Genomic DNA, 21,922 nt, shown 5'->3' with positions numbered 1-21,922 from the left:
CCGGGTCAGAGCCGCCGGAACGGCCAGTCGGTGAGGCACGCGCAGAACAGCGCCCACCACACCAGCACCGGCTGCAACGCCAGCCGGGGGCCGTGATACCACCAGCCGGTCGGCAGGCCCGGCACCGCGATGCCCTCGACCGCGTGCTTGATGTTGGCGGGAAACACCGCGACGGCGTAGAGCGCGAGCATCGTCCCGGCGAGCCGGCGCCAGCGCGGGACCAGCAGGGCCGCCGCCCCGGCGATCTCGCACAGGCCCGTGACCTGCACGACGAGGCGCGGAGCCGGCACCCAGTCGGGCACGATCAGCAGGAACGGGTCGGTGACGACGAGATGCGCGATGCCGGCGGCGGCGTAGAGCAGCGCCATCAGGGCGCGCATCGCGGCGCGGCGGCGGTGGAAGGCTTCAGCCATCGTGCATCCCCGGGTCGAGGCCGCACTCTCGGGCGAGCGCCTCGCGCAGGGCCGCGAAGGCGGGATGCGTCTCGCTGGCGAACCGCACCTCCCCGACCGCCCGCACCGGCGCGACGAGGCGCAGGGAATTGGTGAGCAGTACCACCTCGGCCCCGGCGAGGTCGGCGGGGGTCAGGGGGGCCTCCCGGACCGCGAGGCCGAGGCCGGGGGCCGTCTCCAGCAGCCACGCCCGCACGATGCCGGCGAGCACGCCCTCGGCGAGCGGCGGCGTGACGAGGGTGCCGCCGACCAGCGCGAACAGGCTGCCGGAACCGGCGCAGGCGACCCGGCCGGCGGTGTTGAGAAAAAGGGCCTCGTCGAACCCGGCCCGGCCGGCGGCCTCGGCGGCCAGCACCGCGTCGAGGTAGCCGAGGGTCTTGAGGCGCGAGGCCGGCGAGGTCTCGTTGCGGCGGATGTCCTGCGGCCACAGCGACAGGCCCGCGAAGGCGAGGGCCGGGTTCCAGGGCGCGGCGGCGGCGAACAGGGTCGGGCGCGGAGTCGCGGGCGGGCGCAGGCCGCGGGGGCCGCTGCCGCGGGTGAGCGTGGTGCGGATCGCCGCCCGCGGATGGGCGGCCGCCACCGCCCGCATCGCCGCGACGATCGCCGCCGGGTCGGCGCGGAAGCCGAGCGCCCCGGCCGCGGCGACGAGCCGCGCGACGTGCGCGCCCTCGCGAAAAATCCGGCCGTCCAGCGCCAGCGCGGTGTCGAACACCCCGTCGCCGAGCAGCAGGCCGCGATCGGCGAGGTCGAACGGCGCCCGCGGGGTCGCGAGGGTCTCGCCGTCAAGCCACCACATCGCCCGCCCCCTGGCCCGCCTGCCAGCGCCGGGCGAGGCGCAGGAAGTTCGCGAACACCGCGTGGCCGTGCTCGGTCAGCACCGATTCCGGGTGAAACTGGATGCCCCAGGTCGGGTGGCGGCGGTGCGACAGCGCCATCACCTCGCCGTCGGGCGAGACCGCGTCGACCGCCAGCGCCTCCGCCATGCCGGGCTGCGGCGCCACGATCAGCGAGTGGTAGCGCCCGACCCGCATCGGCGAGGGCAGCCCGGCGAACAGCCCCGCGCCGCCGTGGCGGATCGGCGTCGCCTGCCCGTGCAGGGGCGTGCGCGCCCGCTCGACCCTTCCGCCGAAGGCCGCGCCGATGCACTGGTGGCCGAGGCAGACCCCGAGCAGGGGCAGGTGGCCGGACAGCGCCCGCACCGCCGGCAGCGACACTCCGGCCTCCGCCGGGCTGCACGGGCCGGGCGAGATCACCAGCGCCTCCGGCGCCCGGGCGCGGACCGCCTCGACGTCGAGGGCGTCGTTGCGCACCACCGCAACCGCCTCGCCGAGTTCCTCGAAATAGCGCACGACGTTGAAGACGAACGAGTCGTAATTGTCGATCACCAGGATCATCGCGCCGCCCCCGGGGCGAAGGCCGCGAAGACCCGCTCGGCCTTGGCCAGGGTCTCGTCGTACTCGGCGGCCGGGTCGGAGAGCAGCGTGATGCCGCCGCCGGCCTGGAGCACCGCCCGCTCGCGGTTCATGAACACGGTGCGGATCGCGATGCTGGTGTCGAGGCCGCCGTCGAAGCCGATCCAGCCGATCGACCCGCAGAACAGCTCGCGGGCGTCGCCTTCGAGGTCGGTGATGATGTCCATCGCCCGGATCTTCGGCGCCCCGGTGATCGAGCCGCCGGGAAAGCCCGCCGCCAGGAGGTCGATCCCGTCGGCGCCGGGCCGCAGGGTGCCGGCGACGACCGAGACGAGGTGATGAACCCCGGCATAGGTCTCGAGCCCGCACAGGACCGGCACGCTCACGCTGCCCGGGGCGCAGATCCGCGACAGGTCGTTGCGCAGCAGGTCGACGATCATCACGTTCTCGGCCCGCTCCTTGTCGCTGGCGAGCAGCGCCGCGGCGCGGGCGCGGTCCTCGGCCGGGTCGGCGGCGCGCCGGGCCGTGCCCTTGATCGGCCGGGTCTCGACCCGGTCGCCGTCGAGGCGCAGGAACCGCTCGGGCGAACTCGACGCCACCACGAGGTCGCCGTGGTCGAGATAGGCGGCGAACGGCGCCGGGTTGGTCGCCCGCAGGCGGCGGTAGAACGCGAACGGGTCGAACCCCGCCGGCAGCGCCGCCTCGAAGCGCTGCGACAGGTTGGCCTGATAGATGTCGCCGGCCCGGATGTAGTCCCGCACCCGCTCCACCGCGGCCTCGTAGGCGGGGCGGGAGAAGTTCGAGCGCCAGTCGAGGGGTGGCATCGGCGCGTCCGCGTCCGCGTCCGCCGCTTCGGGCATCGCGCCCGCTTCGGGCGCCGCCAGGGCGGATTCGAGCGCGTCGAGGCGGGCCTCGGCCCGGCGTTCCCGCCGGGCGGGATCGGTCTCGGGAAAGCCGGAGGCGACGAGGTGGCAGGTGCCGTCGCGGTGGTCGAAGGCGACCACGGCGTCGTGGAGGTCGAGGGCGGCGTCGTCGCACAGCCCGGCCCGGCGGGCCGGCGCCGCCACCCGCTCCAGGCTCCCCCCGAGATCGTAGGCGAGATAGCCGATCGCCCCGCCCTGGAACGGCGGCAGGCCGGGCAGCAGTGCCGTGCGGTAGCGCGCCAGCAGCCTCCGCAGGGCAGCGAGCGGCGGCCCGTCGAGGGGCGCGTCGTTCCAGAACGCCCGGCCGCGGCGGATGCGGAAGCGCCCGAACGGGTCGGCGGCGAGGTAGGAGAAGCGCCCGAGCCCGTCATACGGGATCCGATCGATCGCTCGGCGATCCCTTGCGGGATCGCTTTCGCGATGCGGATCTCGGCCTCGCTCAAGCGCCGCGCGGGCTGGTGATACGCGTTCCGGAACTGATCGTCCGGAACGCGTATCATGCCGCATGGCGCTGTCGAGCAGCGCGAGGCCCGGCCGGCCGCGCAGGCGCGCGGCGGCTTCGATCGGCTCGCGATACGGGACGGACCGGCTCCACATGACGCCGTGATAGCCGAGGCGGCGCCGCCGCGGGAGGCCGGCCGGCGGCGTGCCGCCGTCGCAGACCAGAGGAGACGGTGACGCGCCGGCCCGCCCGTGCTACAGGGCCGCCCTCACATCCCCTCCCCGTCCGCCTCCCTGCGCGCGCCGCGATCCCGCGAGCCCGTGCAGCCGCCGATGCTCACGTGCTCTCATGAACGCTCCCGCCCCCAAGATCTCGTTCGTGTCCCTCGGCTGCCCGAAGGCGCTGGTCGATTCCGAACGGATCCTCACGCATCTGCGCGCCGAGGGCTACGAACTCGCCCGCAAGCACGACGGCGCCGACGTGGTGATCGTCAACACCTGCGGGTTCCTCGATTCGGCCAAGGCGGAATCGCTCCAGGCGATCGGCGACGCGATGGCGGAGAACGGCCGCGTCATCGTCACCGGCTGCATGGGCGCGCAGCCCGACGAGATCCGCGACAAGTACCCGAACCTGCTCGCGGTCACCGGGCCGCAGGCCTACGAGTCGGTGGTGGCGGCGGTCCACGAGGCGGTGCCGCCGGCGCACGACCCGTTCCTCGACCTCGTGCCGCCTCAGGGCGTGAAGCTGACGCCGCGGCACTACGCCTACCTGAAGATCTCGGAGGGCTGCAACAACCGCTGCACCTTCTGCATCATCCCGAGCCTCCGCGGCGATCTCGTCAGCCGGCCGGCGGGCGACGTGCTGCGCGAGGCCGAGAAGCTGGTGAAGGCCGGCGTCAAGGAACTGCTGGTGGTCTCGCAGGACACCAGCGCCTACGGCCTCGACACCCGCTACGCCCCGAGCCCGTGGCGCGACCGCGAGGTGCGCGCCAAGTTCTACGACCTGTCGGCGGCGCTCGGCGAACTCGGCGCCTGGGTGCGGCTGCACTACGTCTACCCCTACCCGCACGTCGACGAGGTCATCCCGCTGATGGCCGAGGGCAAGGTGCTTCCCTACCTCGACATGCCGCTCCAGCACGCCGCGCCGAGCGTGCTCAAGCGCATGCGCCGGCCGGGCAACCAGGAGAAGATGCTGGAGCGCATCCGCCACTGGCGCACGCTGTGCCCCGACCTCGCGATCCGCTCGACCTTCATCGTCGGCTTCCCGGGCGAGACCGACGCGGAGTTCGAGGAACTGCTCGCCTGGCTGAAGGAGGCGAAGCTGGAGCGGGTCGGCTGCTTCCAGTACGAGCCGGTCCGGGGCGCCACCGCCAACGGCCTCGGCGACCCGGTGCCGGACTCGGTCAAGGCCGAGCGCCAGCGCCGGTTCATGGAGGCGCAGCAGGCGGTCTCCCTGCGGCTGCAGAAGGCCAAGGTCGGCAAGCGCCTGCCGGTCATCATCGACGAGGCCGGCCCGACAGTCGCCAAGGGCCGCTCGAAATACGACGCCCCCGAGATCGACGGCAGCGTCCACGTCGCCTTCCGCCGCCCGGTCCGCGCCGGCGACATCGTCACGGTGAAGATCGAGAGCGCGGATGCGTATGATCTGCACGGGGTGGCGGTGTAGGACGCAGCACTCGAAAACGCAGCACGGCGGTCGGGACATCCCAGCACCCTCGCCGATCGAAGAACGACCGCCGCAGCCCTCCCCCCTCTGCGGGGGAGGGTGCCCCGCGAATGCGGGGCGGGCCGGGACGATAGTCCCGCAAGAGGGGAGCGCGACGGTGCCGGAGGTGGCTCCCTGCGCGGCTGCCGAGCCAGATCCGGCAGCCGTGTTCCCCTCTCCCGGCTCGCTCCGCTCGCCACCCTCCCCCGCATAGGGGGGAGGGTTCGCCGTCAGCGCCTTTCGGGGGCCGGAAGTTATCGCGTACACTGTCTTGCTGAACCGTGCCTGGTTTGCCCTTCGGCCTCGTCCTACATTCTGCAGGCCAAGGTGCCCTCACCTTCCTGCGCAGCGAGGATTGGGATGCTGACCTGGACACTCACGGCTCAGGTCGCGGCCGCGGCGGTCGTCCTGAGCGTCGGCGGCCTGCTCTACGCCCGCCACATCGCCCGCTCGTTCGACCGCGAATGGGGCCGGCCCGAGGATCGTGGCTGAACGGCGGAATCCCGCCCGAAAGCACAAAGCAAATCCGACGCCCCGCCGGAGTAGCCTGCCCCGGATCGCGCCGGCCTCCTCCACCCGAGGGGAGGCGCCCGGACGCGAACGGGAGGACGCCATGGCTTCGCTCTATTCGGAGGCGCACCGCGACCTGCAGGCGGCGTTCGGCACGACGCGGCTCGCCGAGCGCCTCGACGCCGACCACGTCCACGACACGATCCTCGACGACGAGAGGGCGTTCATCGAGGGACGCGACATGCTGTTCCTCTCGACCGTCGATCCCGACGGCAACCCGACCGTGTCCTACAAGGGCGGCGCCCCCGGCTTCATGCGGGTGACCGGGCCCGCGACCCTGGTCTTCCCGGGCTACGACGGCAACGGGATGTTCTACTCGGCCGGCAACATCGCGGGCCAGAACCGGGTCGGGCTGCTGTTCATCGACTTCGAGACGCCGCATCGCCTGCGGCTCCAGGGCACCGCGCATCTCGACCGCGACGCGGCTCTCCTCGCCGGGATGCCCGGGGCGCAGTACCTCGTCCGGGTCGAGGTCGCGAAGGTCTGGGTCAACTGCCCGCGCTACGTCCACACCTACCGCAAGGTCCACGATTCGCGCTACGTGCCGGAGGCCGGCCGCGAGGCGCCGCTCGCCCTGTGGAAGCGCCTCGATCTGGTGCAGGACGTGTTGCCCGAGGACGAGGTGCGCCGCGCGAAGGCCGAGGGCGTGCTCGATCCCGCCGACTACACCGCCCGGGTCATGCGCGGCGAGGGCTGAGCCGTCACGCGCCCCGCACCGCGTCGGTCGTCATGCGCTCGACGCCCGCCGCCACCATCTCGCCCCAGGCCCGCGCCAGCGAGCCGCCGAGATCGATGCCGCGCACCGCGTCCTCGACCACCGCGGCGGAGAAGCCCGCCCGGCGGGCATCCAGCGCGCTCCAGCCGACGCAGTAGTCGGTGGCAAGGCCGCACAGCACCACCCGGGTGACGCCGCGCTCGCGCAGGTAGCCGGCGAGCCCGGTCGGGGTCGTGCGGTCGGCCTCCAGGAAGGCCGAGTAGCTGTCGATGCCCGGCCGGCAGCCCTTGCGGATCACCAGTCCGGCGTGCGGCAGGTCGAGACCGGGCGCGAAGTCGGCGCCCGGCGTGCCCTGCACGCAGTGCTCGGGCCACAGCACCTGCGGACCGTAGGACAGGTCGATGCTGTCGAAGGGCTGCCGGCCCGGATGGCTCGTCGCGAACGAGGCGTGGCCCGGCGGGTGCCAGTCCTGGGTGAGCACGACGTGGGAGAACAGCCGGCCGAGGCGGTTGGCCGGCGCCACCACCGCGTCCCCGTCCGGCACCGCGAGCGCCCCGCCGAGCAGGAAGTCGCGCTGCACGTCGACCACGAGGAGCACGTCGGTTCCGGTCGGCCGCATCGGCGGTGTCTCCCGTGATCGGGCGGCCCGGTAGGGCAGCCCGGGGCCAGCCTGCCGCTGCCGCGGGGTCAGCGCAAGGATGCCGCGGCGCCCTACGGTCGCCCGAAGGGCGACGGTTGATGGCGGGCGCGAAGAGCGCCCCGCGGGGCGGTTCGAGCGGACGAATGTCCGCTCGAACGCAGAGCGGAGCGAAAGCCAAGTGAGCGGACGCGAACGCCGGCGCCTGAGGCCAAGCAAGAAACAAGGGCAATCGCTTCGAAGCGATTGCCCTGGCCGCCCCTCACGGCGTCATCACGGTCGCGCCGGTGGTCTGGCGCCCGGCCAATTCGGTGTGGACCTTCTGGGCGTCCTTCAGCCGGGCGCGACCGTGGACCGGGATCTTCACCGCGCCGCTCCTGACCACGCCGAACAGGTCCTCGGCCATCGCCTCCAGGCTCGCCCGGTCGGCGGTGTGGGTGAACAGGGTCGGGCGGGTGGCGTAGAGCGAGCCCTTCTGGCCGAGCAGCCCGATGCTGAAATCGTCGATCACGCCCGAGGCGTTGCCGAAGCTCACGAACATCCCGAACGGCCGCAGGCAGTCGAGGGAGGCCGGATAGGTCGCCTTGCCGACGCCGTCATAGACCACGGCGCAGCCCTTGCCGCCGGTAATGTCCTTCACCCGGGCGGCGAAGTCCTCGTCGCGGTACAGGATGACGTGGTCGCAGCCGTGCTGGCGCGCCAGCTCCGCCTTGTCGGCTGAGCCGACGGTGCCGATGACGGTGGCGCCGAGATGCTTGGCCCACTGGGTCGCAATCAGCCCGACCCCGCCGGCGGCGGCGTGGAACAGGATCGTGTCGCCGGGCTGCACCGCGTAGGTCCGGCGCAGCAGGTACTGGGCGGTGAGGCCCTTGAGCATCATCGCGGCGGCGGTCTCGTCGGCGACGCCCTCCGGCACGCTCACCGCCTCCTTGGCGTCGAGCACCACCTCCTCGGCGTAGGTGCCCGAGGCCGAGCCGTAGGCGACCCGGTCGCCCGGCCTGAACAGGCTCACGCCCTCCCCCACCGCCACGACCTCGCCGGCGCCCTCCTTGCCGGGGACGAAGGGCAGTTCCGGCGCCTTGTAGACGCCCGAGCGGAAATAGATGTCGATGAAGTTGACCCCGATCGCGGTCTGGCGCACCCGGATCTGGCCGGGGCCCGGCGCGCGGGTCTCGACGTCCTCGTAGCGCATCACCTCCGGGCCGCCGTATTCGTGCACGCGGATCGCCTTCGGCATCGTGTCCTCCCGGGTCGCGCGCCTCGTCCGCGCGTTCGGCCGGGATCATAGGAGGCGCGACCGTTTCGGCAATGGCGGAGGCGGGGCCTGCGATCCATCTATGCCGGTGACGCAGGACCTGAGACCCGAGCCCGAGACCCAAGGAGCCGAGTGTTGAGCGAGAACCCGTCCGCCCTCTTCGACGTCGTGGTCGTCGGTGCCGGGGCCGCCGGCCTCGCGGCGGCGCTCGCCCTCGCCCGCGACGGCGTCGCCACCGCCCTCGTCGGCCGCCACGCCCCCGTCGCCGACGGCCGCACCGTGGCGCTGCTCGACGGCTCGGTGCGGTTCCTGCGGGCGCTCGGCGCCTGGGACGCGGTGGCGCCGCACGCCGCGCCGCTGGCCGAGCTGCACCTCGTCGACGACACCGGCAGCCTGTTCCGGCCGCCGCCGGCCCGCTTCGTCGCCACCGAGATCGGCCTCGACGCCTTCGGCTGGAACGTCGAGAGCGCCCGCCTGATCGGCGCCCTGCGCGACGTCGCCCGCGCGGCGCCGGGCCTGACCCTGGTCGAGCACGACGCCGCCGGCTGCGAGGCCGGGGACGAGCGCGCCGTCGTCGCCCTGGAGGGCGGCGGCAGCGTCGCGGGCCGCCTCGTCGTGGCGGCCGATGGCGGCCACTCCCCCTTGCGCGAGGCGTCCGGGGTGCGGGTGCGGCGCTGGACCTACCCGCAGGGCGCGCTCACCACGATCCTCGCCCATGCCCGCGACCACCGCGACGTCTCGACCGAGTTCCACACCCGCGAGGGGCCGTTCACCCTGGTGCCGCTGCCGGGCGGCCGGCGCTCCAGCCTCGTCTGGGTCGCCGGCGAGGCCCGTGCCGCCCGCCTCGCCGAACTCGACGACGGGGCGCTCGCCGCCGCGGTCGAGCGGCAGGCCGGGATGATGCTCGGCGCCATGCGGATCGACGGGCCGCGCGGCCTCGTGCCGATGCGCGGCCTGTCGGTGGGCTCCGCGGTCGCCCGCCGCCTCGTGCTGATCGGCGAGGCCGCCCACGTCTTCCCGCCGATCGGCGCCCAGGGGCTCAATCTCGGCCTGCGCGACGCCGCCGCCCTGCGCGACTGCGTGGTGGCGGCCCGGCGGGCGGGGGTGGATCCGGGCGCGCCCGACCGGCTCGCCGGCTTCGGCCGCCGCCGCGGGTTCGACGCCGGCCTGCGCACCGCCGCGGTCGACGCCCTCAACCGCAGCCTGCTCGCCGGCTTCCTGCCGGCCGACTTCCTGCGGGGCGCCGGCCTGCTCGCGCTCCAGCTCGTGCCCCCGTTGCGCCGGGCGGTGATGCGCGAGGGCGTGCTGCCGCGCCTCGACGCCCCGAGCCTGATGCGCGGCTGAGCCCGCGCCCGCCGCCGTGCCGGACCGCCGGCGCCACAGCCAGGACGCCCCGATGACCGCCACGCCCGAGCCCGCCGCCCTCCTCGTCGTCGACGTGCAGCGGGCGTTCGAGATCTGGGACGCCGAGGGGCGGCGGCGCAACAACCCGGAGGCGCTCGAGCGCATCGCCGAGCTGCTGGCGGCGTTCCGGGCGGCCGGGCGTCCGGTGATCCACATCCGGCATGCCGGCGGTCCGGCCTCGTCGTTCCGGCCCGACGGCCCCGGTCACGCGGTGATCGCGGCGGCGCGGGAGGCACCGGGCGAGCCGGTCCTGGTGAAGCGGGTCAACAGCGGCTTCATCGGCACCGACCTCGAGGCGCGGCTGCGCGCCGGCGGGATCGTCCATCCGGTGATTTGCGGCGCCACCACCAACCATTGCGTCGAGACCACGACCCGGATGGCCGGCAATCTCGGCTTTTCGCCCTGGCTCGTCCGCGACGCCGCCTGGGCCTACGACCGGACCGGCCCCGACGGCGACCGCCATCCCGCCGAGGCGGTGCACGCGATGACGCTCGCCAACCTCCACGACGAGTTTGCCCGCATCGTGCGCACGCACGAGGTCGTGGCGGCCCTCAAAGGGCCGCACGCCCTCAAAGGGCCGCGGGGGCCCTGAACGGGCCAGTCACCGCATCTCCGCCCGCCGGTCGGCCTGGACCGTGCTGGTGACGAGCCCGTCCGGGCTCCAGTCGAAGGCGGTGCCGTCGCGGCCGAGCGCCTCGCCGTGGGCGAACAGGGCCCGCATGTAGCCCTGCTCGAACGGCGCCGACGAGGTCTGCGAGAAGCGCTGGTCGATCGTCGCCACCTTGAGGTCGAGGCCGGTGCGGTCGGCGTAGACGCGGGCCAGCGCGATCGCCCCGAGGGTCTGGGCCCGGATCGCCGCCGAGAGCGAGCGGCCGAGCACGCTCAGCATCGTGCGCTGCGCGACCTGGAAGTCGGGCCGCAGGGCGTTGTTGACCACGACGTAGACGGCCGGGGCCGGAAGCCGGTCGCCGGAGGCGGCGGTCACGGTGGCGCCGGGGGCGAGGAAGAACGGCGCCGTGGTGCCGCCGTCGGCGTGCATCTCCTGGATGCGCCGGCCGCGGGCGGTGTCGGCGTCGATCATCACCGGCGGAAACACGCCCGGGATCGCCGCCGAGGCCAGCATCACCTCGCGGAACAGCTTCAGGGCGGAGGGACCGCCCTGCGCGGCGACCGCCCCCATGTCCCACAGCACCGGGCGGCCGCTGTCGAGCTCCGTGGTCACGACCAGGAGGCGGCGGCCCCGGCCCTGTTCGGCCGCCACCGCCTTGAGCAGGGCCGGCGTCACCGTGCGCTCGATCTGGCGCCGCAGCGGCCAGGTGTCGGCGAGGCTGTCGGTGCTGCCGCCGAACTCGAACACGTCGGCGGCCGAGGTCTCGGTGTAGGCCTGCCGCAGGGCGTCGTCCCAGGCGGCGCCCGCGAAGGCGAAGGGGGCGATCAGCGCCCCGGTCGAGACGCCGGTGACGACGCCGAAATCCGGCCGGGTCCCGGCCTCGCTCCAGCCCTTGAGCAGCCCGGCGCTGAAGGCGCCGTTCTCGCCGCCGCCCGACAGGACGAGCCAGGGCGCCCGGGACGCCATCGGGGCCGCGTCGAGATAGGCCCGGAACGCCTGCGGGTCGTCGCCGGGCAGGCGCAGGCCGGCCGGCAGGCCCTCGGGGCGCGCCGCCGCGAGGTCGGCCGCGGTGAACTCCGCCCGCGCGGTGCCGCGCCCCTTGTCCGGGCCGGGCCCGGCCGCGGCCGGCACCGCCGCGCCGAGGCACAGCATCAGAACCGCGGCGTGGCCCAGCCCCCGCCGCCTGGTGAGACCAGACATGTCATGCGTCCTCCGCCACCCGCCTCGTCGGGAGAACGTGGCGGCACGGGCCGCGTTCCCGGTTCCGGGTGCGCCACCGCACACCGAGGCCGCCCGACGCTGAGTGAGGCGAGTCGATCGGCGGTTGTCAATCGCCACCACCGCGGCGAGGTTGCCAAATCGGCAAGACGGCGGGGCGACGGCGGCGCCATTTCGGAACGCGGGATCGCACGGATCCTTCGCGCCGGGACCAGGATGCTGCCGGAACGCTGATGTGCCGGCACGATTGTTGGCTACCGAATCGAAACGACTTGCGGGTATGGACCGGGCACGGCGACTTGCGACCTTCGGCCGAAGGCCGCCACGCTTTACGGCGCCGCTCTCCTTGCACTAACCCTCTTGCTGCCGGTCGTCGCGACCGGGGATGCCGGCGATCGGGGATGCCGGCCGTTCCGCGCCCGCCCGGAGACCACGACCGCCATGAAGCTGCCGCGCCGTTTCTTCCAGCCGCTCGCCACCGGCGCCCCCGCTCCCTTCCGCGAGCTGCCGGTGCGGCTGGAGCGGATGATCCACTTCGTGCCGCCGCACAACGACAAGGTCCGGGCCCGGGTGCCGGAGCTCGCGACCCAGGTCGACGTGGTGCTCGGCAACCTCGAGGACGCGGTCCCGGCCGACCAGAAGCTCGCCGCCCGCAAGGGCTTCATCGCCATGGCGCGGGCGACCGACTTCGCCGCCGCCGGCACCGGCCTGTGGACGCGCATCAATGCGCTCAACAGCCCGTGGATCCTCGACGACCTGTTCGAGATCGTCACCGAGGTCGGCGACCGGCTCGACGTCGTGATGGTGCCGAAGGTCGAGGGGCCGTGGGACATCCACTACGTCGACCAGCTCCTCGCCCAGCTCGAGGCGCGGGCGGGGGTGACCAAGCCGATCCTGGTCCACGCCATCTTGGAGACCGCCGAGGGCGTCGCCAACGTCGACGCCATCGCGTGCGCCTCGCCGCGGATGCACGGCATGAGCCTCGGCCCGGCCGACCTCGCGGCCTCCCGCGGCATGAAGACCACCCGGGTCGGCGGCGGCCATCCCGACTACCGGGTGATCGCCGATCCCTCCCCCGATGGCGGGCCGCGCGCCCACGCCCAGCAGGACCTGTGGCACTACACCATCGCCCGGATGGTCGATGCCTGCCAGGCCAACGGCATCAAGGCGTTCTACGGCCCGTTCGGCGACTTCTCCGACGCCGCCGCCTGCGAGGCGCAGTTCCGCAACGCCTTCCTGATGGGCTGCGCCGGCGCCTGGACCCTGCATCCGAGCCAGGTCGCCCTCGCCAAGTCGGTCTTCGCCCCCGACCCGGCCGAGGTCGCCTTCGCGCTGCGCATCCTGGAGGCGATGCCCGACGGCACCGGCGCGGTGATGCTCGACGGCAAGATGCAGGACGACGCCACCTGGAAGCAGGCGAGCGTGATCGTGAACCTCGCCCGGCTGGTGGCCGCCAAGGACCCGGACCTCGCCCGCAGCTACGGCCTGCCCGGCGCGGCGGGCGGCTGAGGACGGCCCTTCACGATACGGTCATGGGGCGGCGGCGGACCGCGATTTCCGGTGTCAATCCGGCACGGATCGACTATCTGGGATCGAGTTCACGCCACCGATCCGTTCCATGCCCGCGCCGCTCGCCCCCGTCTCCCCCGCCCCGCCTCCGGCGATCCGCCGCGCCAAGTTCAACATCGGCGCGGTGGTGCGCCACCGCGTCTATCCGTTCCGCGGCATCATCTTCGACGTCGATCCGGTGTTCAGCAACACCGAGGAATGGTGGCAGGCGATCCCCGAGGAGGTCCGCCCGGCCAAGGACCAGCCGTTCTACCACCTGCTCGCCGAGAACCAGGAGACCGAGTACGTCGCCTACGTCTCGGAGCAGAACCTCGTGCCCGACACCTCCGGCGAGACCCTGCGCCACGCCCGCATCCCGGAGCTGTTCGAGCGCGACGCCAACGGCGCCTACCGCATCCGCGCCGAGGCGGCGAACTGACGCTCCGGGCCGCCGGCCCGACAGGGCCGGCGGCGGGGCGGTCGCCTCAGGCCGCCCGCACCGTCGCGAGGAAGCGGGCGACCTCGGTCCCGAGCTCGCCGGACTGGCGCGACAGCGCCGAGGCCGAGGCGAGCAGGTCGTGGGCGGCGGCGCCGGTTCCCTCGGCGGCTCCGGCGACGCCCGCGATGTTGCGGGTCACCTCGACCGTGCCGGTCGCGGCCTGCGCGACGTTGCGCACGATCTCCTGGGTCGCCGCCCCCTGCTGCTCCACCGCCGCCGCGATGCTGCTCGCGACCACGCTAATCTCGCGGATGCGCGCGCCGATCCCGCCGATCGCCTGCACCGCCTGCCCGGTCGAGCCCTGGATGCGGCCGATCTGGGCGGTGATCTCGTCGGTGGCCCGCGCCGTCTGCCCGGCGAGTTCCTTGACCTCGGCCGCCACCACGGCGAAGCCGCGGCCCGCCTCGCCGGCGCGGGCGGCCTCGATGGTGGCGTTGAGCGCCAGCAGGTTGGTCTGGCCGGCGATGCCGGTGATCATCGTCACCACGTCGCCGATCCGCGTCACCGCGCCGCTGAGGTCCTGCACGAGCTGCGCGGTCTCGTCGGCCTCCGCGACCGCGCTCTGGGCGAGCGCCGCCGAGCCCGAGACCTGCCGGCCGATCTCCTGGACCGAGGCGCCGAGTTCCTCCGCCGCCGCCGCGACGGTGCTGACGTTCGAGGCCGCCTGCTCGGCGGCGGCCGCGACGGCGGTGGATTGCGCGGCGGTCTCGGCGGCGGTCGCCGTCATGGTCGAGGCGGTCGATTGCAGCTCGCCCGCGGCGGACGACACGTCCCCGACGATGCCGCCCACCGCCCTCTCGAAGCCGTCGGCGAGATCGAGCATCGCCCGGCGCCGGGCCTCGGCGGCGGCCTCGTCGGCGATCCGTGCCGCCTCGGCCTGCTCGACGGCCTTGCGCGCCACCAGCGTGCGGATGTCCTCGACGGCCCGCGCCACCGCGCCGATCTCGTCGCCGCGCCGCGCCTCGGCGATCGGCGCCTCGCTCTCGCCGCGGGCCATCCGCTGCAGGATCCCGACCAGCCGCCCGATCGGCCGGGTGATGCCGAAGACGGTGACCAGGGCCGCGGTCAGCAGCCCGAGGAGCAGGCCGGCGGCGCTGACGCCGATCAGCGCGTGGCGGGTGGCATCGGTCTGCCGGGTCAGCGTGTCCGAGCCCCGGCCCATCGCCGCCTGGATCCGATCGCTCAGGGAGTTGCCCTCCTGCACCATCGCGTCGAAGGTCGGGTCGATCTTCTCGTGGATGAGGTCGAGGGCGTCCTCGTTCATGTTCATGCCGGCGAGGCGGCGCACCTCGACCACCTCCTGAAGGAAGCGGTCGACCCGCGCCTCCTGGGCGGAGACCGCCTTGGCGAACTCGGGCACCTGCGCCTTGAGCGCCGCGAGGGTCTCCTTGATCTCCGGCAGCGTCGCCTCGAAGCCGGCCCCGGCCGCCTTCTTGAACTCGACGTAGGTCTCGCCGAGCGTCCGGTAGACGAAGTAGTTGAGCTTGTAGATCTGCTGGTTCAGGCGCTGGGCGCTCTCGACCGCCCGCGCGTCGGAGCGGATGAACCGGCCGTATGCGTCGTCGATGGCGGTCATCTGGGCCTGGGCGTACCAGACGCAGCCCCCGACCACGACGCCGATTCCGGCGATGATGGCGAAGATCTTGGTGGCGATCCGAACTCGACCCAGCAACGGCACGACGCTTCCCCGGCTCTGACGAACTTTAGTGCCGGAGCGTGCGCCGCAGCCGTTAAGGATGGGTGTGGCTGCGCAGGATGGTGCCGGTATTCTCAACCGAAGATTGCGTTCGGCCGGTCCCGCGCCATGCAGGGAGGGCCGGGCGTCGCCGCCCGGCCCTCCGGTCGTCGGATCCGTCCGCGCCCGGCCGGAAGGTCAGGCTTCGAGGATCAGGTCTTCGACGTCAGGGCTTGGGCGCGGCGTTCGCCGCCGGAGCGCCCGGCTTGCCGGCGTTCTGCGACTCGAGCTGCTTGCGCATCTCCTCGCTGCGCTTCTGCAACTCCTCCTGGAGCTTCTTCTGCTGCTCCTCGAGCACCTTCGGGTCGATCGGCGGGCCGTCGAACGCCTTGCCGAAGCCGGCGAGCGGCACCGCGAAGGTGACTTCGCGCTGGACCTGATTCTGGACGCTGACGTTCAGGATCGTGCCCTTCTTCATCGCGTTGACGACGTCGTCCTTGACGCCCGCCACCTCGGCGAAGCAGCCGTTCGGGAAGCAGACCGCGTAGCGGCCGGGGGTCGGCTGACCCTGGTCGACGGCGAAGCGCACGCCTGGCTGGAGCAGCAGGCCGAGCGGCAGCAGGAAGCGCACCACGCGGGCGCTCTGCGGCCCCTTCATGTCGTAGACCGCGACCGCCAGCACCGCCTGGCCCTGGTCGGAGACGAAGTCGCGGGTGGTGTAGCAGACCTCGGCGCCGCTGCCCTGGTCCTTGCCGCAGACCTTGGTCCAGTCGGCCTGGGACGGCTCGGACTTCACCTGCACCACCATCGGGCCGGTCTGCTGCGCCTGACCCTGCGCGGCCGGCGCCGCCGGGGCGGGCGCGGGGGCGGCGGGAGCCGGGGCGGCCGGCTTCTTGGGCTGGGCCAGGGCGGGCGCGCTCGCGAGGCCGAGCGCGAGGCCGCCCAGGGCGAGGCAGGCGGCGGCCCGGAGCCCGAAACGATTCGCGATGAACATCAGGTAGGAACCCCTCAAAACGGCAGGGCCGACGACGGCGGCCGGAACGGCGCGGGTGCCCGCTTCGGGCCCTGCCCCGCCCGCGGACCAGCGCGGCGCGGGCGACGGACCCGCTCGGCTCTCGGGCGCCTGCTTCCCCTCCGATTGAGGCGAAGGCATGACTGGAGCGCCCGCCTCCGGAGCGGAGGCGACGCCCGGCCCGGGCGGATCGGCGCGGGCGTGATCCGCCCGGGCCGGGCGTCGCCGGTCCCCTACTCCACGCGGCCGGTCCTGGCGAGGGAAAACCGCGCCGCCGCCGGGACAATCGGCGGCGCGCGGGCTTAAGCGCATCTTAACCATGCGACCCCAACCTGCCCGGCGCGACAGCGGAGTGGTGCGGTGGCGGCTCAGCAGGCGGTGCGACGGGACGAGACGGCTCCCGCTCCGGAGCCCCGGAGCCTCGGGCTGGGCGCCCTGCTCGGGGCGGTGGCCGACCATCATCCGGCGCGGGTCGCGTTCATCGACCAGCCCGGCAAGGCGGAATGGTGCGGCCGGCCGCCGATCACCTGGACCTACGCCGCCGCCCGCGAGATCGTCGCGCGCCTCGCGGCGGGGCTGGTTCGGCTCGGGCTGCCGCCGGGCAGCCCGGTCGGCCTGTGCATGGCCGGCATCGCCGAGCACCACCTCACCCTGCTCGCCGTCGAGCAGGCCGGGCACGTGCCGTGCCTGCTCCCGGTCACCTGGAGCGAGGACCGCCTGCTGGAGGCGGTGGAGCGGGCGCAGGTCGCCGCCATCCTGACCCAGGGCCAGCTCGGCCCGGACCGGCCGGCGGAGCGCCTGTGCCGGGTCGCGGCCCGCTACTTCCCCCTGCGCTTCCTCGCCGCCTTCGGCCCCCACGTCCCCGACGGCGTCATCGCCCTCGACCGGGTCGTCCTCGACCACCGCGGCGAGGCCGGCGGCACCGGCGCGGGCAGCGGGATCGTCTCGTTCGCCCCGGCGGTTCCGGAGCCGGCGGCGCGCCGCCTCGCCGGGGCGCCGGTCGCGCGGCTGCCGGGGGCGGCCGAGCCCGACGGGCCGCTCCTGGCGCTGCGCCGCGACGGCGACGCCCTCACGGCGGCGGCCGCCGCCTGCCTCGCTCCCGGCCGGATCGAGCCGGGCGAGCGCATCCTCAGCCTGCTGCCGCCCTCCGACCTCAAGGGCCTCGCGACCGGCCTCGCGGCGGCGCTGCTCTCCGGCGCCTCCCTCGAATGCCACCCGGTCTTCGACGCCGGCATCCTGGCCGCCGCCCTCGACCGCCCCGAGCCGACCCATCTCGTCGCCCCGGCCTGGATGGAGGCCGGGCTCGCCCGCACCAGCGTGCCGTCGCGCCTGCGGGGCATCACCTACGTCCACCGCGCCCCCGCCCGCCTCGCCGGGCGCGAGCCGGGCCGCGCCGGCATCGTCGACGTCGTGGCCTTCGACGAGACCGCGCTGCTCGCCGGGCGCCGGGGCGCCCACGACGTCGGCCTCGTCCTCGCGGCGCCCGAGCGGGCCGGCACCGGCGGCCTGCTCCAGGTCCGCCGCGACCCGGACGGCCGCCTCGCCTTCGCGGGCCCGGCCGCCGCCGCCCACGTCCTGAACCGCGGCGCCGTCCAGCCGCCGCCGGCGGACGGCTGGCACGTCACCCGCTTCCGGGCGGCCCTGTTCGCGGGGGTGGCGACGGCGGTGGCCATAGCGTAGCAATACCCTTACATCGAGTGAATCGTCATAACTTGTTGCATTCTAAAGCTCGGTGGTGCTAGTCCACGGGTGCCTCCGTTCGTACTGCAGCGAGAATCTGCCAATAGGTATGATGATTCGTAGTATCCGAGATTTTGGCTATGTTGACATGTCGTATCTGGGCGAATTTGTACGGCGACCGCAACGATGATCTTGAAGCATGCGCGATCAAGCGCCACTCAAATCGAGCTTACTAACTTCCCGGCTTCGTCGTTGGAGTTGTGCCAGAAAAATTTAGATCAAATTGTTATATCGTCGCAAGATCTGGTGTTCGAGGAAGTTGAGGATGTTTTTTTAGAGCCTCCGCGAGGCACAGCTAATGGTAAGCATACAGGCGGTGTCTTTCGTATTCGGACCGCTCAGCCAGTCTTAAGCGCTCAGGTTTGCAGATTGGGAGAAGGGATTGTTTTTGGAGATGTTTCAGTAAGTGATCTGAATGTGTCTTCAGAAATATACGAAGAGGCAATATATGGTGGAATATTATATTCGGGGTTTGGTCACGTAGTTCTGGAAAGTCTGGCTAGATTGTGGATCGTGGATCATCTAGCAAGCCAGCCAATATTGTTTCAAGTCTCCGAAGGTGTAAAAAATGCGGATAAATTGCTTTTGGAGTTAGTTCAACTGCTTGGCATCCCATCAAGCAGGATTGTTTTTTGTGACAGAAGCGTTGTTGTTAAAAAACTTATTGTCCCTCAAGCGGGAATCAAGCTAGGTTTGTACGTCAATGAGAACTATATCGAGTTTTTTCGTAGAAAAATAAACTCAAACGAGGCCATTGGACGCATCCAATCGGGGTCGGCTGCTGATCTGCATTATCTATCGCGATCAAAATTGCGAGATATACAGCGCAAGCCCATGAATGAAGGAATATTTGAGAAAATTCTGTCACAGGCGGGAGCTAAAATATATTGGCCGGAACAGGAGAGTATTATAAATCAATGTTCTTTATGGAACGGCTGCGATAGGTTTATTGGAAATATTGGCTCGCAGATGCACGGTATATTTTTTCGTGCAGATCGTAGACCGATTGATGTTGTATATCTATGTTCCGAGTCGCCGAATATAAATTTCTTGCAAATCGATGTGCTGTTCCCAGGACGGCGTATTTATATCAATATTGCAGACTACGATCCGTTCTTTAATTTTGGAAATCGTTGTCCTTATAGCATCGACTTGGATCGATCTGTAAAATGCATTAATGATTTCTTTGGATGTCGCTTATCTGTCTTGGCTGAAGCAGACCGAGAACAGGGTTGGGAGCAGTATTCTTATCATTGGTTCTACAATTATTTTTACTTCAAGCTATTTCGACGGTATACCATCGACTTGCATAAGAACAATTTGACGAGCGCTGCGGAGCATCTGACAAAATCACTGCATCTCATAAAAACAAAAATTGATCCCAGATATACATCAATGTATAAACATCAGATAATGTCAAGTTACGATTTGTTGGTCAAGCGCCATAAGCTGCAAAGCGATGTCGGCATAAATGATTTTCGCAAAAATTTGAACGATTTATGATCGCCCTGTAACATATACATCCTTCCAAAATCGCCGATCTTAATCGCAGGCTGAGCGTCGATCCTCGACGCTACCACGTCGGCGATCTTCGACAAGGCATAATCGCATGTTTATATGCGCGGAGAAATCTCGTCCCGCCATGTATGGGATGGAGCATCATCCGAACTGTCCCTGGTAGCCGGATTGGGCCTACAAAATAAGCAAAGGAGTGTCAGGTATGAAAGTTGAACGGAATGCTGTGGATGGCTTGGAGCGCTATGAGCTGGAGGGTGAGCAATATCTGAGATTCTTCGAGAAATTCTTTGAACTTCGTAAGCCACAGAGTTACTTCGAAATAGGTGTAAATAAAGGAAAGAGCTTGTCAATACCTCGATGCGCGAGTGTGGGCGTCGATCCAGGATTCATCGTCGATCGAGAAATCATTGGAAACAAGCCAGAGCTGCACCTTTTTCAGCTCACTAGTGATGATTTTTTCAAGAATAAAGACTTAAATTATTATTTTCCCTCTGGTGTAGACGTGGCGTTTCTTGACGGAATGCACGTGTTTGAATATCTTCTAAGGGATTTTATAAACATAGAACGCTTCGTGAATGACTCTTCGACGGTGTTTATTCATGACTGCTTGCCGATCAATGCCGAAATGACGGAGAGAGACCGCAGGCCAAGCCTGCGGAAGGATGCAAAATATAAATCTCATTGGACAGGAGATGTTTGGAAAATCATACCCGCCCTTATGAAATATCGCCCCGAGCTTAAGTTGTCTATCCTGAACTGCAGGCCGACTGGCCTCGTCGTGGTCAATGGCCTGGATAGATCATCTAAGATTCTATCCGAGCGATACGAAGATATTGTGGCCGAATTTGCGGGAATCGAAATGACATCCGATAGTATTTCTGAGTTCTACTCGAATTTGGAATTGGTCGATAGTGATGATTTTCTAGGCGGTTTGAAGACATAGGCGCATCTGATTGGTGGCTGTGGGTCTGCTTGAACTGATCTCGACTCTGGTTGATCAGGCTGCGTTGCAGAGAGGGTCAGGCCCCGGGGCGGGGCAGAGCGAAGCGAGGTTTCGTTCTGTGCCGCTTGTGCCGGAATGTTGCCACGGCCCGCTCGCGCCAGAGCCCGACGCGCGCTGGCCCGGGCATCCGAAAAGGTTTGGGGGACCAGCAGCCTGTGCTGCTTTGCGGCGCTCGCGGGGGTAGGCGGTCGGCCAAGCAGGGTGATGGATCGAGACCAGAGCCATCAGGCAGCGCGTGGTGTGCCTGATCGCCTTGTCCAACCACTGACGCCAGGCCTCGATGCCGCGATGGGCTTGGGTCTTCCGGAACATGACCTCGATGCTACAACGCCGCACGAACTACGTCAGAATCTGCTTCGGGTCGTCGGGGCCCCGGCGAAGCGGGCGGGCAAGCTGGGCGTGGCGGTGACCCCTGGTTGAAATGGTGCCGCCCACCCGTCACCACCTGCTCCGCTTGGGCCTCCGGCTTGCCGAAAATGGCCGAAGTCGAGGTGAGGATGGGTCGGTTGGTGGTCTCGGGCGAACACGATGTGCAAGAATTGTCCTATCGCTCTGTCCTTGCGTCCGTACTGCCGACCGAATATCTCGTGCGCTGATTTGCGGGCTCATGATCAAATCGGACCAATTGCGGTTCCTGTGTGATCTCCCGCGGTGGATGATCGTGGAGCGTCGCGTTCACTGGTCGTGTTCCGCATGCATCAGTGTATGGCGCGCCTGGATGCTGGGAACGCGGCAGGCGAGTCGAGTGCGATCGATGGCTCCGTCCCAAGTTTCGGCGGGATGTTCACTGTTCGGAAGACCGGTCACTGGGATGATGGCTGATACGGCACGCTTACGCTTGCGGTTTTGCACAGCGCGGCAAGCTCATGAACTGAAATACAAGAAATATCTCTTAGTCGTCTCGTGATTTTGCTTCCCGGATGAAAGCTCTGATATCGTCGCTCAGGAGAAGTGGATAAAATTCCACGACTTTTTCGTCGGACCAGTTCCACCATTTGATCTCGAGAAGCTCTTCGATGATGTCTGCTTCAAAGCGCATCTTGATCAATTTCGCGGGATTGCCGCCGCAGATGCCGTAGGCTGGAATATCTCTGGTCACGAGGGCTCCTGCTCCTATGCAGGCACCATCTCCGATCGTGACGCCCGACATGATTGTAGCTCCGAGCCCGATCCACACGTCATTCCCGATGGTGACATCGCCCCTCGTTGCCGGATGACCTTTGATATGGCTTGCGCGCTCATCAATATGGCTGAATGGATAGGTTGTTACCCAATCCGCGCGATGATTTCCACCAAGAAATATTGTTCCCTCTCCGGCGATTGAGCAGTATTTACCAATAAATAGCTTGGAATCGCATTTATATCTCAAGACTCGAGGTACGCCATAGGTGTGTTCGCCAACGGCCCATCTGTATTTTTTTATTTGCTCTGCGAAAACTTCGCGAGTATATTTTACCATCTCCACTGCTCCGGTCGGTCAGCCGATATGTGAAGGTTCTATTTCAAGAGGCGTCCAAGCGCCAGGGTTCGAGCGCTGACCAGATGACGTAGGACCCGGTTTTTGCATCGCGTCAGCGGTGGCAGA

20 protein-coding genes are annotated in these 21,922 nt (G+C 69.4%); 10 read left to right on the top strand and 10 right to left on the bottom strand.

What is annotated here, in order from left to right:
• Nucleotides 1-5: 5 nt before the first annotated feature.
• From EOE48_RS12955 to pabB, 4 genes are read right to left on the bottom strand one after another with little or no spacing between them, the layout of a single operon-like run.
• Nucleotides 6-413: a DoxX family protein gene (locus EOE48_RS12955; protein WP_425463658.1), complete on the bottom strand. Its 408-nt coding sequence runs from the start codon at nt 411-413 to the stop codon at nt 6-8.
• The gene (locus tag EOE48_RS12950; protein ID WP_127729623.1) at nt 406-1,248 is read right to left on the bottom strand and encodes an aminotransferase class IV; all 843 of its coding nucleotides are present in this window, start codon (nt 1,246-1,248) and stop codon (nt 406-408) included. The genes EOE48_RS12955 and EOE48_RS12950 overlap by 8 nt, the downstream gene beginning before the upstream one ends.
• On the bottom strand, nt 1,235-1,846 hold the full coding sequence (locus tag EOE48_RS12945) for an anthranilate synthase component II (protein WP_127729621.1): 612 nt from the start codon (nt 1,844-1,846) through the stop codon (nt 1,235-1,237). Before EOE48_RS12945 ends, EOE48_RS12950 begins: the two co-directional genes overlap by 14 nt.
• Entirely contained in the window at nt 1,843-3,384 is a 1,542-nt protein-coding gene (gene pabB, locus EOE48_RS12940; RefSeq protein ID WP_127729619.1) for an aminodeoxychorismate synthase component I, read from the bottom strand. The genes EOE48_RS12945 and pabB overlap by 4 nt, the downstream gene beginning before the upstream one ends.
• A gap of 193 nt (nt 3,385-3,577) precedes the next feature.
• On the opposite strand from pabB, the gene rimO reads away from it, so the two are divergent.
• The 3 genes from rimO to EOE48_RS12930 all read left to right on the top strand — a co-directional run bounded on the left by rimO (nt 3,578) and on the right by EOE48_RS12930 (nt 6,200).
• Nucleotides 3,578-4,894 (top strand): 30S ribosomal protein S12 methylthiotransferase RimO, encoded by a 1,317-nt coding sequence (gene rimO / locus EOE48_RS12935; protein WP_127729617.1) that lies wholly within the window; start codon nt 3,578-3,580, stop codon nt 4,892-4,894.
• A gap of 399 nt (nt 4,895-5,293) precedes the next feature.
• Nucleotides 5,294-5,425 (top strand): hypothetical protein, encoded by a 132-nt coding sequence (locus EOE48_RS30215; protein WP_281292756.1) that lies wholly within the window; start codon nt 5,294-5,296, stop codon nt 5,423-5,425.
• Nucleotides 5,426-5,546: 121 nt separating this feature from the next.
• Nucleotides 5,547-6,200: a pyridoxamine 5'-phosphate oxidase family protein gene (locus EOE48_RS12930; protein ID WP_127729615.1), complete on the top strand. Its 654-nt coding sequence runs from the start codon at nt 5,547-5,549 to the stop codon at nt 6,198-6,200.
• Between the two features lie 4 nt (nt 6,201-6,204).
• On the opposite strand, the gene pncA is transcribed toward EOE48_RS12930, so the two are convergent.
• On the bottom strand, nt 6,205-6,837 hold the full coding sequence (gene pncA, locus EOE48_RS12925) for a bifunctional nicotinamidase/pyrazinamidase (RefSeq protein WP_127729613.1): 633 nt from the start codon (nt 6,835-6,837) through the stop codon (nt 6,205-6,207).
• A gap of 280 nt (nt 6,838-7,117) precedes the next feature.
• Nucleotides 7,118-8,092, bottom strand: a complete 975-nt coding sequence (locus tag EOE48_RS12920) for a quinone oxidoreductase family protein (protein WP_127729611.1) — start codon at nt 8,090-8,092, stop codon at nt 7,118-7,120.
• Between the two features lie 153 nt (nt 8,093-8,245).
• Between EOE48_RS12920 and EOE48_RS12915 the strand changes: the two genes are divergently transcribed.
• Nucleotides 8,246-9,454, top strand: a complete 1,209-nt coding sequence (locus EOE48_RS12915) for an FAD-dependent monooxygenase (protein ID WP_127729609.1) — start codon at nt 8,246-8,248, stop codon at nt 9,452-9,454.
• Between the two features lie 52 nt (nt 9,455-9,506).
• On the top strand, nt 9,507-10,106 hold the full coding sequence (locus EOE48_RS12910; protein WP_127729607.1) for a cysteine hydrolase family protein: 600 nt from the start codon (nt 9,507-9,509) through the stop codon (nt 10,104-10,106).
• A 9-nt stretch (nt 10,107-10,115) separates the two neighbouring features.
• Here EOE48_RS12910 and EOE48_RS12905 read toward each other — a convergent pair whose 3' ends face one another.
• Nucleotides 10,116-11,324, bottom strand: a complete 1,209-nt coding sequence (locus EOE48_RS12905; protein WP_127729605.1) for a patatin-like phospholipase family protein — start codon at nt 11,322-11,324, stop codon at nt 10,116-10,118.
• 459 nt (nt 11,325-11,783) lie between these two features.
• Here EOE48_RS12905 and EOE48_RS12900 point away from each other — a divergent pair, with 459 nt between their 5' ends.
• Complete coding sequence (locus EOE48_RS12900; RefSeq protein ID WP_127729603.1) at nt 11,784-12,851, top strand: HpcH/HpaI aldolase/citrate lyase family protein; 1,068 nt, start codon at nt 11,784-11,786, stop codon at nt 12,849-12,851.
• Nucleotides 12,852-12,960: 109 nt separating this feature from the next.
• Nucleotides 12,961-13,329: a heat shock protein HspQ gene (gene hspQ, locus EOE48_RS12895; RefSeq protein WP_127729601.1), complete on the top strand. Its 369-nt coding sequence runs from the start codon at nt 12,961-12,963 to the stop codon at nt 13,327-13,329.
• Nucleotides 13,330-13,375: 46 nt separating this feature from the next.
• Here hspQ and EOE48_RS12890 read toward each other — a convergent pair whose 3' ends face one another.
• Both EOE48_RS12890 and EOE48_RS12885 read right to left on the bottom strand, forming a co-directional pair.
• Entirely contained in the window at nt 13,376-15,067 is a 1,692-nt protein-coding gene (locus EOE48_RS12890; protein WP_127729599.1) for a methyl-accepting chemotaxis protein, read from the bottom strand.
• Nucleotides 15,068-15,290: 223 nt separating this feature from the next.
• Entirely contained in the window at nt 15,291-16,058 is a 768-nt protein-coding gene (locus EOE48_RS12885; RefSeq protein ID WP_127729597.1) for an invasion associated locus B family protein, read from the bottom strand.
• Nucleotides 16,059-16,436: 378 nt separating this feature from the next.
• Here EOE48_RS12885 and EOE48_RS12880 point away from each other — a divergent pair, with 378 nt between their 5' ends.
• From EOE48_RS12880 to EOE48_RS12870, 3 genes are all read left to right on the top strand, one after another.
• Nucleotides 16,437-17,756: an AMP-binding protein gene (locus EOE48_RS12880; RefSeq protein ID WP_127729595.1), complete on the top strand. Its 1,320-nt coding sequence runs from the start codon at nt 16,437-16,439 to the stop codon at nt 17,754-17,756.
• Between the two features lie 186 nt (nt 17,757-17,942).
• Nucleotides 17,943-19,319 carry a glycosyltransferase 61 family protein gene (locus EOE48_RS12875; protein ID WP_127729593.1) on the top strand — a complete coding sequence of 459 codons (1,377 nt, stop codon included), beginning with the start codon at nt 17,943-17,945 and terminating at the stop codon, nt 19,317-19,319.
• Between the two features lie 217 nt (nt 19,320-19,536).
• A complete protein-coding gene (locus tag EOE48_RS12870; protein ID WP_127729591.1) occupies nt 19,537-20,277 on the top strand; it encodes a class I SAM-dependent methyltransferase in 741 nt (246 codons plus the stop codon).
• A gap of 952 nt (nt 20,278-21,229) precedes the next feature.
• Here EOE48_RS12870 and EOE48_RS12865 read toward each other — a convergent pair.
• The gene (locus EOE48_RS12865; protein WP_127729589.1) at nt 21,230-21,796 is read right to left on the bottom strand and encodes a CatB-related O-acetyltransferase; all 567 of its coding nucleotides are present in this window, start codon (nt 21,794-21,796) and stop codon (nt 21,230-21,232) included.
• Between the last annotated feature and the right edge of the window lie 126 nt (nt 21,797-21,922).

Source organism: Methylobacterium oryzihabitans, assembly GCF_004004555.2.
GTDB lineage: Bacteria > Pseudomonadota > Alphaproteobacteria > Rhizobiales > Beijerinckiaceae > Methylobacterium > Methylobacterium oryzihabitans.
Note: the sequence above shows the minus strand (reverse complement) of the source record. Positions and strands in the feature narration are given on the sequence as shown.

Coding starts and splice junctions, on each gene's coding strand:
- EOE48_RS12955 (WP_425463658.1), bottom strand. CDS start 413: ATGGCTGAAGCCTTCCACCGCCGCCGCGCCGCGATGCGCGCCCTGATG.
- EOE48_RS12950 (WP_127729623.1), bottom strand. CDS start 1,248: ATGTGGTGGCTTGACGGCGAGACCCTCGCGACCCCGCGGGCGCCGTTC.
- EOE48_RS12945 (WP_127729621.1), bottom strand. CDS start 1,846: ATGATCCTGGTGATCGACAATTACGACTCGTTCGTCTTCAACGTCGTG.
- pabB (WP_127729619.1), bottom strand. CDS start 3,384: ATGTGGAGCCGGTCCGTCCCGTATCGCGAGCCGATCGAAGCCGCCGCG.
- rimO (WP_127729617.1), top strand. CDS start 3,578: ATGAACGCTCCCGCCCCCAAGATCTCGTTCGTGTCCCTCGGCTGCCCG.
- EOE48_RS30215 (WP_281292756.1), top strand. CDS start 5,294: ATGCTGACCTGGACACTCACGGCTCAGGTCGCGGCCGCGGCGGTCGTC.
- EOE48_RS12930 (WP_127729615.1), top strand. CDS start 5,547: ATGGCTTCGCTCTATTCGGAGGCGCACCGCGACCTGCAGGCGGCGTTC.
- pncA (WP_127729613.1), bottom strand. CDS start 6,837: ATGCGGCCGACCGGAACCGACGTGCTCCTCGTGGTCGACGTGCAGCGC.
- EOE48_RS12920 (WP_127729611.1), bottom strand. CDS start 8,092: ATGCCGAAGGCGATCCGCGTGCACGAATACGGCGGCCCGGAGGTGATG.
- EOE48_RS12910 (WP_127729607.1), top strand. CDS start 9,507: ATGACCGCCACGCCCGAGCCCGCCGCCCTCCTCGTCGTCGACGTGCAG.
- EOE48_RS12905 (WP_127729605.1), bottom strand. CDS start 11,324: ATGTCTGGTCTCACCAGGCGGCGGGGGCTGGGCCACGCCGCGGTTCTG.
- EOE48_RS12900 (WP_127729603.1), top strand. CDS start 11,784: ATGAAGCTGCCGCGCCGTTTCTTCCAGCCGCTCGCCACCGGCGCCCCC.
- hspQ (WP_127729601.1), top strand. CDS start 12,961: ATGCCCGCGCCGCTCGCCCCCGTCTCCCCCGCCCCGCCTCCGGCGATC.
- EOE48_RS12885 (WP_127729597.1), bottom strand. CDS start 16,058: ATGTTCATCGCGAATCGTTTCGGGCTCCGGGCCGCCGCCTGCCTCGCC.
- EOE48_RS12875 (WP_127729593.1), top strand. CDS start 17,943: ATGATCTTGAAGCATGCGCGATCAAGCGCCACTCAAATCGAGCTTACT.
- EOE48_RS12870 (WP_127729591.1), top strand. CDS start 19,537: ATGAAAGTTGAACGGAATGCTGTGGATGGCTTGGAGCGCTATGAGCTG.
- EOE48_RS12865 (WP_127729589.1), bottom strand. CDS start 21,796: ATGGTAAAATATACTCGCGAAGTTTTCGCAGAGCAAATAAAAAAATAC.